Origin of the sequence: Colwellia psychrerythraea, from assembly GCF_000764185.1 — a bacterium.
In the GTDB taxonomy this organism is placed as follows: Bacteria; Pseudomonadota; Gammaproteobacteria; order Enterobacterales; family Alteromonadaceae; genus Colwellia; species Colwellia psychrerythraea_B.
This window is the reverse complement of record NZ_JQEC01000051.1, coordinates 16,950-29,395: the sequence shown is the minus strand read 5'-3', so window position 1 is coordinate 29,395 and position 12,446 is coordinate 16,950. Positions and strand designations below refer to the sequence as shown.

The following is a 12,446-nucleotide window of genomic DNA, read 5'->3' as shown; positions in this document are numbered from 1 at the left end:
CTTGATGTACCATAGTTCACTTTTATTACGACTTTCAACGCTAACATTAATTATTACTCAACTGCTATTAAGTCCTGTGGTAGAGGCTAAACGTGAAATACGTGAACCTGAAGCTGCAACGGGTTTTAATCAAAAGAAAGCCGTACATGCAAAACAGTATATGGTTGTTGCTGCTAACCCATACGCAAGTCAAGCCGGACTGGATATGCTGGATAAAGGCGGCAGTGCTGTTGATGCCGCTATTGCCGCACAGCTTGTACTGAGTTTAGTAGAGCCACAATCATCGGGTCTTGGTGGTGGTACTTTTATGCTGCATTGGCATAATAAAAAACAGCAATTAACTACATTTGACGGTAGAGAAACGGCGCCGCAATTGGCGACAAGTGAATTGTTTTTAAATGAACAGGGCAAACCGTTGCACTGGGCTGATGCCGTTATTGGCGGGAAGTCTGTTGGTGTTCCAGGTCTGCTTGCTGCGCTGAGTAAGTCTCACCAGCAATTTGGTATTTTACCTTGGCAGACATTATTTCAGCCAGCAATAAAACTGGCTGAGAACGGTTTTGTTGTTTCCCCGCGACTAGAGAAATTATTAGGCATGAACTTTAATCCAGGTATTCATATTTTACCTGAAATTAAAGAATATTTTTCACCCAATGGTATTGGTGTAAAAGCCGGTGATACCTTAAAGAATCCTAAACTTGCTATAGCCCTACGTAGTATCGCTAAAGAGGGGGTTGAAGTGTTTTATCAAGGCTGGATAGCGAAAAAAATTGTTGAAAAAGTGCAAAAATCACCTATTTCACCCGGTCTATTAAGCCTTGAAGACATGAAATCATATCAAGCAATAGAGCGACCATCAGTTTGTGGCCCGTATCATCAGTATAAAGTGTGTGGCATGGCGCCGCCAAGCTCTGGTGGTATCAGCGTTATCCAAATATTAGCGCAATTACAATCATTTGAACTAGCGCAATACGCACCTAACTCTTTACCTGCAGTACATCTATTTACTCAGAGCTCAAGGTTAGCTTTCGCCGATAGAAATAAATATATTGCCGATAGTGATTTTGTTAGCGTACCTATTGAAGGGTTATTGGCAGCTGATTATATAGCGAAACGCGCCGCGATTATTGATGATAAATTTGATATGGGGCAGGCCGTTGCCGGTAGTCCAAAAAATAGTTTAGTACTTGCTAATGATAACGCGATTGAAAGGCCATCTACTACGCATTTAGTCGTTGTTGATAAAAATGGTAATGCTATATCAATGACCAGCAGTATTGAAAATGGCTTTGGTTCAGCATTAATGGTGCAGGGCTTTATTTTGAATAATCAGTTAACTGATTTTTCTCTTACACCAAAGCGTAATGGAAAACTGGTTGCGAATCGGGTTCAACCGCTAAAAAGACCACGTAGCTCTATGGCGCCAATGATGGTGTTTAACGAAGATAATACCTTACGATTACTTGTGGGGGCACCTGGTGGTAGCCGCATAATTAATTATGTCGCGCAAACTATTGTTGGTATTTTAGATTGGCAGCTTAATGTACAACAAGCGATAAACTTACCTAAAGTGACCAACCGAAATCACGTTACCACGCTTGAAATAGGTACGGACATTGCCAAATTAAAACCAGCACTTGAAAAAAGAGGCCATCAAGTTAATGTGAGGGCATTAAACAGTGGTTTGCATGCCATTGAAATAAATAAAAATGGACTTGTTGGTGGCGCAGACCCTCGTCGGGAAGGTGTTGTCTTAGGGCGTTAAAGTGTTATTGTAATTGAGGTATTGATTTATAGTCATTGTGATTGATATTGTCATAGTCAATGAAATGACGGTGGTACTGGTGTGAAAATTGCTTAGTTGTATTTATTAGTAGTCCCACTAATACCGACTAAATACCAACAAATTGTTGGCAGGAGTATAAATAGTCATGGCGAAAAACCTTCAATATATTGCCCAAATGTTGGCTCTGGTAATGATAATGGTGTTTGGCAATGCTCACGCACTTGAAAGTTCAGTACAGCTACATAAAGTAGACCAAGACAAAAGCTTTGGATATAGCCTTTCAATAGGCGATGAATTTTTTAATCAAAAAGCATTTAATTGGCAAGTTAGTTACAACCGACTAGAGAATGTTGCCATTAGCGACTTGGATGAAACAAGTGATGCATGGGATAAAGCTGGTTTTGATTTTGCCATACAAACAATCGACTTATCTTTAGGATATCGCTATTACCCCAAGTCATACGATAAATTCATCAGTAGTCTTATGGTTGAATTTCAACTCGGTGCTGCTGTTAACATAAGTGAGCATAAATTAGTTTTTAGACCGGATTTTGACCGTGATGACATTTACTTTGCTGAGCAAGGAGATATTAATCCGGTAATATCTATTTCTCTGCAAAAAAGCTTTACTAAAAATTCTGCCATGCATATCGGTGTTAAACACTACCCTAGCTATTCAGACTTTGGCAGTATCAGCACCTTATTTATAGGCTTTAATTATCGATTTGGTCGCCAAGTGGGTTATTGAAAATCAACACAATAACCTGTTTAAAGATTTAAGTTTTAAATGAACTGGCCGTTATAACGATTATCTGTAAATGGAAAATTGCAGTTAAGTTACTTAAATATCCGCTGTGCCTTAAAGATTTACTAAAGCCTAGTTGACTAAACCTCTGGCAATAACTCCAGTTAACATCTTCTTTGGAGAACGTGTGTTGAAGTATAAAATACGTTGTTTTAAATTTTTAGCCATACTGACCCTAATCATCAGCAGCTCTGTTTTTGCTATTGATACCGATGGTGATGGTTATGATGATAGTGTCGATCTTTTTCCCGCTGATCCACTCGAATGGATTGATACCGATCTTGATGGTATCGGTAATAATAGCGATCCTGATGTTGATGGTGATGGTCTTCTTAACGGTGTTGACGGTGGTCCAGACAATAACGATGATGGCGATCTTGCTATTAACCTTTATGATCCCCTGCCTAAAGATCCCAGCGAGTGGCTTGACACTGATAACGATGGTCTAGGTAACAATACCGATACCGATGATGATAACGATGGTGTACCTGATCTGCTTGATGTTTTTCCGCTAAATCCGTTAGAAAGTTTAGATACTGATCTGGATGGTTTAGGTAATAATGCCGATAGTGATGATGATGGCGATGGTGTGCTCGATGTTTACGACCAATTTCCTCTCGATCCATTAGAAACCATAGATACCGATCTTGATGGTATTGGTAATAACGCTGACATTGATGATGATGGTGATGGCGTAAATGATGTCAATGATGCCTTTCCATTAGATTTTAATGTTAATGCCGATCTTGATGGTGATGGTGTAGGTAATGCGCAAGATGCTGATCTTGATGGTGATGGTATTGTAAATACCCTTGATGTTTTCCCTTATGATAATACTGAGTGGTATGACACCGACCTTGATGGCACCGGTAATAATACCGATACTGATGATGATGGCGATGGTACCTTGGATGTCAATGATGCTTTACCTCTCGATGCCTCTGAAACCGTCGATACTGATAATGATGGCATAGGCAACAATGCCGATAGCGATGATGATGGTGATGGTGTATCTGATGCTCTAGATAAATGCCCATTAGACTCCTTAGAGCGACTAGATACTGATAATGACGGTATTTGTGATGGTCCAGATCTTGATGCCGATGGTGATGGTGAGCCCGATGCAACGGATATTTTCCCCCTTGATCTAACTGAACAATTTGATTTAGATGGTGATGGTTTAGGTGATAACAGCGATGCCGATATTGATGGTGATGGTTTTGCAAATGCTGGTGATGCTTTCCCTTTAGATTTGAACGAATATATAGACACCGACGGTGATGGCACTGGTAATAATGCCGATCTCGATGATGATGGTGATACTGTGCTTGATAATCTAGATGCTTTCCCTCTAGATATTAACGAAAGCGTAGATACAGATGGTGATGGTATCGGTAATAATACTGATGCCGATGATGATGATGATGGTATTGCTGATGGCTCTGATGCGTTTCCACTAAATTTATTGGAAGACCGTGATACTGATGGTGATGGTACTGGCAATGTAGCAGATCCTGATGATGATAATGATGGCATCCTTGACGGCTCGGATGCCTTTCCTTTTGACCCGTTGGAATCAGTTGATACTGATGGCGATGGTATAGGAAATAATGCTGACTCCGATGATGATACTCATCAAGTGACATTAGCAGGGGATGGTTATCCTGATAGCGTTGATGATTTTCCTTTAAACCCTGCTGAATGGCTTGATACTGACTCTAATGGTATTGGTAATAATGCCGACACCGATGATGATGGTGACGGTGAACCAGATGCAACTGATCGCTACCCATTAAATGCTAATGAGCAAAAAGATAGCGATGGTGATGGTGTTGGTGACAATGCGGACAGTGATGATGATAACGATGGTTTCACCGATGTAATCGATGCTTTTGATAATGATCCACTAGAATGGTTTGATACCGATAATGACGGCATAGGTAATAATGCTGATATCGATGATGATGGCGATGGCCGTGCAGATAGCATCGATTTGTTCCCCCTTGATGCAAGCGAATGGCTTGATGCTGATAATGATGGTCTCGGCGATAATAGCGATAGTGATGATGATAATGACGGTATTAGAGATGTCGATGATGCTTTTCCTAATAACCCCATTGAAGGCTCTGATACCGATGGAGATGGCCTAGGTAATATATTTGATAACGATGATGATAATGATGGTTTCTTAGATTTTGAAGATCAGCTGCCTCTAGATGCTAGTGAACATATTGATACCGACGGTGATTTAGTGGGGAATAATGCCGATCTTGATGATGATGGCGATAATATGTCAGATGAATTTGAGTTATTGTATAACTTTGATCCGTTAAATGCTGATGATGCACTATTAGATACTGATTTTGATGGTATTACTAACGCCGGTGAAGCATTAGCAGGTAGCCATCCATTATTGGATGACTATGCGCCAATCATTAGCCCACCTCAGGCAGTACATATTAATGCAGAGCATACTTTTACTGCGTTGAATATAAACCGTTTAATTGATTTAACTAACGTTACTGTGCGCGATGGCCTTGATGGGGGAAACTGTTGTGGTTTAACTGCATTGGGTTTTGAAACAGGGGATAAAAATGTTAGCTCTGGTTTGGTCACGGTTCTTTGGCGTGCAGTAGATAATGCCGGTAATATCGCTACCGTACCGCAAGTATTAAATATTCACCCCTTAGTTAATTTTTCAGCTGCGCAAGTTGTTGCTGAAGGTGGCATTGCTCGAGTCGGAGTTGTTTTATCAGGGCCTGCACCTGCTTATCCGGTAACACTCCCGTTAACTATTTCCGGAAGTGTTGATGTAGCAGATTATAATCTTGCTGATACTAAAATAGTAATAGCGCAGGGTATAGCCGGCTTTATTGATATTAACCTTAATAATGATTTTCAAATTGAAGGTGATGAAGAGTTAATCGTCAGCTTTGAGCAAGGCGTAAATGCTGGCGTGCATGCCAAGCAAATTATTACGGTTACCGAAGGTAATGTTGCACCTAATATTAATTTAGCGGTTTGGCAAAAAGGTATACAAGTCGCGAGCATCGCTAAAAATGATGGTGAGGTTTCCGTTACTTTGGCCATTGAAGATTCAAATACTCAGGACAGCCACCAAATAGACTGGCAAATACCTGATTATTTAAATGCTACCTTATCTAGCGATAAATTACAGTTTGTCTTTCCTGCTGAAAGTGTGATCTTGCCAGACGAAAATAAAGGGTTAATAACCCTTAGTGTTACTGTGACTGATAGTGGTAATAGTACGAATAGTGGTAGTGAAGAGTTATCGCAAACTAAGCAGGTTTTTCTGCCCTTGCTTGCCACACAAAAAACCTTGCGTAACCTCGATAGTGACAGAGATGGTATAAGTGATATTGATGAAGGTTTTAGTGATGAAGACTTAGATGGCTTACCTGCTTATATGGATAATTCAACCATACCTTATTTACAACCATTACACGTTAATGCTGCTGTCGTTAAGTTGGCAGAAACCGAGCCAGGTTTACAATTAAAGCTGGGCAAGTTTGCTTTGCTGCAAAACTCCGACGGCCTATTACTTTCACAACAAGAGATACTAGCTACCGGATTAGTAGCACAAGATAGCCTGGTAAATACGTTAGGGTATTTTGATTTCGAAATTCATAATATCATGCCGTTTGGCCGTTCAGTGGCAATAGTTTTACCACTTGGCGATACCCTTGTTGAGTATTCTGTTTATCGAAAAATCAATGCTGAACAACAGTGGACAGATTTTGTTGAGGATAGTAACAATTTATTGGCTAGCAGTCAGGCCGTAAATGGTGTCTGTCCGCCTCCTCACAGTGAGCTTTATCAAGTAGGGCTAAATGTTGGTGATACCTGTTTAAAACTAGTTATTGAAGACGGTGGTGCAAATGATGCTGACGGACTAGCTAATGGTGTGATTGATGATCCAGGAGGTATTGCGGTAGTTGATAATAAAACTATTTCACTTGACGTAACACCGGAGAAATCAAGCAGCGGCAGTTTCTCTTGCTTGGCATTGTTATCACTTATGTTATTACTTGCCAAGCGTAGAGTTCGCTTTAGATAATTAGTTTAAAGTTTAAGTTAAACTAAAAATAAATATTATGTTTAAAGGCTCTCATGATGAGAGTCTTTTTTATTAACTTTATATTACTAACTAAATTATTCGGTAATCTAGTTAATGACCTTGCTATATAAGGCTGAAAATAAGCTAATCAGATAAATAGCTTAAACATAATTTTACTTAATTTAAGCCAGATTATCGATATATCATATTTTTGGTTGAATCCTTGGCATATTCTTGCTCAAATGGCGCCCCATAGTCATAAATAATTAACATAGGTAATGATCTCGACTGTTTTGTACAATTTACTGGCTAGATTGTCAGCAGCAGTGTAATTATTAACCAAGAAAATAAGCAACAGCCATCTAAATGAAATATTCCCGCGTATTTATCAATAGCTTAACCTATGAACTAGCCCCAGAAGTGGTGACTAGTGCAGAGCTTGAATCTCGTTTAACTCCTTTATATCAAAAGTTTCGTATTCCAATGGGGCAGCTTAATGCTTTAACCGGTATTGAAGAACGCCGTTGGTGGCCAAAAGGTCACGTACTTTCTGATGGCGCTATTGTCGCGGCCCAAAAAGTAATGGCTGAAACGGGCATTGCTGTAGCTGATATTGGCGCGGTTGTTTATACCGGTGTATGTCGTGATCAGCATGAGCCAGCGACAGCTTGTCGCATAGCAGCAAAACTTGGTGTATTAAAAGATACTGCCATTTACGATATTAGTAATGCTTGTTTAGGCGTGTTATCAGGTATTTTAGATATTGCTAACCGTATCGAACTGGGACAAATTAAAGCAGGTCTGGTGGTCTCATGTGAGTCTGCGCGCCATATCGTTGATGTTACTATCGAGGATATGCTGGCCGAGCCAACGATGCAAAATTATGCACGATCTTTAGCTACTTTAACCGGTGGCTCAGGCGCAGTTGCAGTATTATTAACTGATGGCAGTTTAAAGCTCGATACCGACCGTAATCATCAATTATTAGGGGCAAGCCATTTATCAGCACCCGAGCATAATAATTTATGTCAATGGGGTTTAAAAGAAGTGGGCCCACAACTATTTCGTGAATTTATGCGTACTGATGCAGTAAGTTTACTTAAAGAAGGCGTGTCTTTAGCGAAAGACACTTGGGAGCATTTTTTAGAGCAGCGTCAATGGCATGAAGAAAATGTTGATAAAGTTATTTGTCACCAAGTTGGCGCGGCTAATCAAAAGAAAGTCTTGGCCGCCTTAAATATTTCCCCAGTAAAAGAATTCCCGACCTTTAAATTGCTAGGTAATATGGGCACAGTTTCATTACCCGTTACAGCGGCTATGGCGCATGACCAAGGTTTCTTACAAAAAGGTGACAATGTCAGCTTTTTAGGCATAGGTAGTGGCTTAAATTGTATGATGTTAGGACTTAAGTGGTAACTATGTCAGACAGTAATTTAGAAAATATATTAACTAAACACCTTCCGTTCAAACGCAATTTCATCAATCGTAACGGCCAGCAATATCATTATGTTAATGAAGGGCAGGGTTCTCCTGTTGTTATGGTACATGGCAATCCAAGCTGGTCTTTTTATTATCGTAATCTAGTAAGCCAATTAAGTAAAAATCATCAATGCATAGTGCCAGATCATATTGGCTGTGGTTTATCGGATAAGCCAGGTGATGAGGCTTATGATTATACCTTAGCTAATCGCATAGATGATCTTGCCGCGTTATTAGAGCATTTAGACATAAAAGAAAATATCACTCTCGTTGTACACGACTGGGGCGGTATGATTGGAATGGGTTATGCTGCGCGCTACCCAGAGCGCATCAAACGTTTGGTAATTTTAAATACCGGCGCTTTTCATTTACCGAAAGAAAAAAAACTCCCTCCTGCATTATGGTTAGGCCGTAACTCTTTTGTAGGTACGCTGCTGGTACGCGGTTTTAATGCTTTTTCAAGTGTAGCTTCATATATTGGTGTAAAGCGAAAACCGATGGCAAAAGACATTCGCCAAGCTTATGTAGCGCCGTTTAATTCTTGGAATAATCGTATTTCAACCCTACGTTTTATTCAAGACATTCCATTGAAACCTAGCGATCGAAACTATTCGTTAGTCACTGAAATAAGTGACGCTTTAGTGCAGTTTAATAAACTACCGATGCTAATTTGTTGGGGTTTGAAAGACTTTGTTTTTGATAAGCACTTTTTAGCACAATGGCAACAGCGTTTTCCTGATGCACAAGTACACGCTTTTGATGATTGTGGTCACTATATTTTAGAAGATGCTAGTGATGAAGTTGTGCCGTTAATAAATGATTTCTTAAAAAATAGTGAAGCAGAGCTTACTTAATACGTTAATTGAAAAGGATTAATTCAATAGGGTTAATTCAGTATGATTAGTTCAAAAGGAAACAAAACATGACAGAGGTTATGGACAAGTTAAAGGCAACGCCCAACCAGGCTAACTTATGTCGTCACCTCGCACATGCGGCCATAACAACACCAACAGCATTAGCTGTTGCGGTACAAAAATATCGAGGTGGCAAACTTAATTATCAAGAAATTGATTTTGTTAGTCTACATCAACGTAGTGATGAAATTGCTCATGCTTTGAATGCCTACGGCCTAACATCGGGCATGAAAACAGTGTTGATGGTAACGCCTAGTATTGACTTTTTCGCCTTAACTTTTGCTTTATTTAAAGCTGGAATTGTTCCTATTCTCGTTGACCCAGGCATGGGTATTAAAAACCTTAAGCAGTGTTTTAATGAATCCCAACCTGATGCCTTTATTGGTATTCCTAAAGCCCATATTGCCAGAGTATTATTTGGTTGGGGAAAAGGCAGCGTTAAAAAGCTGTTAACGGTAACGGAGGGTGGCTCTGCCTCTAATGCAGGGGTAGCCGCAAACATATTTGCTTCTTTTATTGGCGGTATGAGTCTCAATAAGTTGCTAATTCGCTATCCTATGCAAAATAATGGCTTATCAAAGCCAGATACATCGTACAACATGGTGAAACTTAACGATGATGCAATGTCGGCAATTTTATTTACCAGTGGCAGTACCGGTACACCCAAAGGTGTAGTTTATAGTCATAAAATGTTTGAAGCACAAATCAGGGCATTAAAAGAAGATTATGCCATTAAACCTGGTGAACGTGATTTAGCAACCTTTCCATTATTTTCATTATTCGGCCCAGCATTGGGCATGGCGTCTATTGTTCCAGATATGGACGCAAGTAAACCGATTAAAGCTAACCCTGATTTTATTTTTGCCGCGATCGAAAAATATCAATGCAGCAATTTATTTGCCAATCCAGCACTTATTGAAGTATTAGGGCTGGCAGGGACTAGTCTTACGCCTGCGATAAAGCTTAATAGCTTAAAGCGGGTTATCTCGGCAGGTGCACCGGCAACGCTGCCATCAATTGAACGCTTTACTCATTTACTTAGCGCAGAGACACCGATATTAACGTCTTATGGCGCGACAGAATCGCTACCTTTGACTAAAATAGCCAGCGTAGACCTACTTTCCACTAGCCAGAAAACAGATAATGGCGGCGGTATTTGTGTCGGTGCTGCTATTAATGGCGTCGAGATCAGTATTATCGCCATCACTGAAGATGTAATTGACACATGGCATGAGGGTTTAAGCTTACCTATCAATACTATTGGTGAAATTGTTGTTAAAGGTGACATGGTGAGTCATCAATATTATCAGCGAGATGCGGCTACGGCCCAAGCTAAAATTGCGCAAGGTAATCAGGTACGCCATCGAATGGGCGACCTAGGTTATCTTGATGAATACGGTTTGCTGTGGATGTGTGGCCGCAAAGCACACCGCGTTGAAACCGAGAAAAGTGTTTTGTTTTCTATACCTTGTGAGCGAATATTTAATACCCATCGGTTAGTGAAACGTACTGCTTTAGTTGGTGTTAAGATTAATCATAAAAACGTACCACTACTTTGTATTGAACTTACTGATACAGCTAAAATAGATAAAAATTTCGATGAATCAAGACTATTTTCAGCATTAAAAGTAATAGCGCTTGCCCATAAACAAACAACCACCATTTCACATTTTTTAATTCATGAGCAATTTCCTGTCGATATACGCCATAACGCCAAGATATTTCGTGAAAAACTTGCCGTGTGGGCACAACAAGAACTTGATTAGTTTTGTTAGTCAGTTTTAACTATCATTTCACTAGAGAGCATTGATGATTGAACAAGCCAAAAATAGTGCCACAGCAACTACAGTCGACTTCAATGAGGCCATTCACCTACCTCTTAGCGAACTAGCAGCGCAAAGCAAACATGTATTTGTTACCGGAGCTGGTGGTTTTTTAGGTAAAGCCATTTGTCGGTTACTACGTTTAGCCAATATTAAAGTCACAGGTTTTGCACGAGGAAATTATCCTGAGCTAAGCCAAATGGGCGTTACTATGGAACAAGGCGATATTACTGATTTATCTCGTGTTAAAGAAGCGATGCAATCATGTGATTTAGTCTTTCATGTCGCTGCTAAGGCAGGGGTATGGGGCAGTAAGGATGATTATTTTAAGCCAAATGTGCAGGGTACTGAGAATGTTATTAAGGCTTGTAAAGAGCTTACTATTTCACGCTTAGTCTATACAAGTACACCAAGTGTTACTTTTTCTGGTGTGGATGAAGCTGGTATTGATGAATCTACGCCCTATGCTAATAATTTTTTAAACTTTTATGGTGAGTCCAAAGCAGTTGCAGAGCAAGTGGTATTAGCAGCATCACGCGATTCCTTTGATAAAACAAAGTTAAAAACAGTCGCCTTGCGTCCACATTTAATATGGGGTCCAAACGATCCTCACCTTGTACCTCGGGTACTTGAGCGAGCACGAGCAGGCAAACTAAAGCTTGTTGGTAAGCAGGATAAATTGGTTGATACTATCTTTGTTGATAACGCAGCATATGCCCACATCTTAGCGGCTATTGAATTATCAAAATCCAATTCACAATGTATTGGCAAAGCGTATTTTATTAGTAACGATCAACCCATTACTATGGCCGCTATGCTCAATAACATTCTTAGCTGTGTTGAATTACCTCCAGTAACGAAAAGAGTACCAAGTGCTGTCGCTTATGCTGTTGGCACAGCGTTAGAGTGGTTATATAAGTTAATGAATAAAAAGCAAGAGCCAATCATGACCCGTTTTGTTGCTAAGCAACTGTCTACTTGTCATTATTTTGATATTAGTGCAGCGAAAAGAGATTTTGGTTATACGCCACTCATCTCTATAGAAGACGGTATGAAACAGCTCAAAGCATCGTTAAATCGTTAAGTCGCTTAGGCATTAAGCTATTAAACGAAAAACGTTCCAGTAAGTTAGATTAAGTTAAGTCGAGTGAATACCATGAGTAAAATTTATCATCACCCCGTGCAAATATATTATGAAGACACCGACCATTCGGGAGTGGTCTATCACCCCAATTTTCTCAAGTATTTTGAACGTGCACGTGAGCATGTTATCGATAGTGATAAGCTAGCAACTTTGTGGCTAGAAAAGGGTCTAGGTTTTGCCGTTTATAAAGCTAATTTAACCTTTCAAGATGGTGTTGAGTTTGCTGAAGTTTGTGACGTGCGCACTAGTTATCAATTTGATGGTAAATATAAAACCTTATGGCGACAAGAACTATGGCGCCCTGATGCCAATAAAGCGGCGGTTATTGCTGACATTGAAATGGTCTGTTTAGATAAACAAAAACGTTTGCAACCAATCCCTGAAGAAATACTTGCACCACTCTCTGTGGGCTAAGCG

8 protein-coding genes are annotated in these 12,446 nt (G+C 39.9%); all 8 read left to right on the top strand.

All coding sequences use genetic code 11. The features are described from left to right. The first annotated feature begins 4 nt into the window (after positions 1-4). The 8 genes from ggt (at position 5) to GAB14E_RS05365 (ending at position 12,443) form a co-directional block, all read left to right on the top strand. Positions 5-1,765, top strand: coding sequence for a gamma-glutamyltransferase (gene ggt, locus GAB14E_RS05330; RefSeq protein WP_033083637.1), 1,761 nt, complete (start codon positions 5-7; stop codon positions 1,763-1,765). Positions 1,766-1,931: 166 nt separating this feature from the next. Beyond that, positions 1,932-2,534, top strand: coding sequence for a hypothetical protein (locus tag GAB14E_RS05335; RefSeq protein WP_033083636.1), 603 nt, complete (start codon positions 1,932-1,934; stop codon positions 2,532-2,534). Between the two features lie 184 nt (positions 2,535-2,718). Next, positions 2,719-6,669 carry a thrombospondin type 3 repeat-containing protein gene (locus GAB14E_RS05340; protein WP_033083635.1) on the top strand — a complete coding sequence of 1,317 codons (3,951 nt, stop codon included), beginning with the start codon at positions 2,719-2,721 and terminating at the stop codon, positions 6,667-6,669. Positions 6,670-7,035: 366 nt separating this feature from the next. Beyond that, positions 7,036-8,085 (top strand): 3-oxoacyl-ACP synthase III, encoded by a 1,050-nt coding sequence (locus GAB14E_RS05345; protein WP_033083634.1) that lies wholly within the window; start codon positions 7,036-7,038, stop codon positions 8,083-8,085. A 2-nt stretch (positions 8,086-8,087) separates the two neighbouring features. Beyond that, on the top strand, positions 8,088-9,002 hold the full coding sequence (locus GAB14E_RS05350; protein ID WP_052093928.1) for an alpha/beta fold hydrolase: 915 nt from the start codon (positions 8,088-8,090) through the stop codon (positions 9,000-9,002). Between the two features lie 68 nt (positions 9,003-9,070). Beyond that, positions 9,071-10,828 carry an olefin beta-lactone synthetase gene (gene oleC, locus GAB14E_RS05355; RefSeq protein WP_033083633.1) on the top strand — a complete coding sequence of 586 codons (1,758 nt, stop codon included), beginning with the start codon at positions 9,071-9,073 and terminating at the stop codon, positions 10,826-10,828. Between the two features lie 43 nt (positions 10,829-10,871). Continuing rightward, the gene (gene oleD, locus GAB14E_RS05360) at positions 10,872-11,969 is read left to right on the top strand and encodes a 2-alkyl-3-oxoalkanoate reductase (RefSeq protein WP_033083632.1); all 1,098 of its coding nucleotides are present in this window, start codon (positions 10,872-10,874) and stop codon (positions 11,967-11,969) included. A gap of 72 nt (positions 11,970-12,041) precedes the next feature. Beyond that, on the top strand, positions 12,042-12,443 hold the full coding sequence (locus GAB14E_RS05365) for an acyl-CoA thioesterase (RefSeq protein ID WP_033083631.1): 402 nt from the start codon (positions 12,042-12,044) through the stop codon (positions 12,441-12,443). Positions 12,444-12,446: the final 3 nt, after the last annotated feature.

Bases quoted from the DNA above. Each gene is read 5' to 3' on its own strand.
- ggt (WP_033083637.1), top strand. From the start codon at position 5: ATGTACCATAGTTCACTTTTATTACGACTTTCAACGCTAACATTAATT.
- GAB14E_RS05335 (WP_033083636.1), top strand. From the start codon at position 1,932: ATGGCGAAAAACCTTCAATATATTGCCCAAATGTTGGCTCTGGTAATG.
- GAB14E_RS05345 (WP_033083634.1), top strand. From the start codon at position 7,036: ATGAAATATTCCCGCGTATTTATCAATAGCTTAACCTATGAACTAGCC.
- GAB14E_RS05350 (WP_052093928.1), top strand. From the start codon at position 8,088: ATGTCAGACAGTAATTTAGAAAATATATTAACTAAACACCTTCCGTTC.
- oleC (WP_033083633.1), top strand. From the start codon at position 9,071: ATGACAGAGGTTATGGACAAGTTAAAGGCAACGCCCAACCAGGCTAAC.
- oleD (WP_033083632.1), top strand. From the start codon at position 10,872: ATGATTGAACAAGCCAAAAATAGTGCCACAGCAACTACAGTCGACTTC.
- GAB14E_RS05365 (WP_033083631.1), top strand. From the start codon at position 12,042: ATGAGTAAAATTTATCATCACCCCGTGCAAATATATTATGAAGACACC.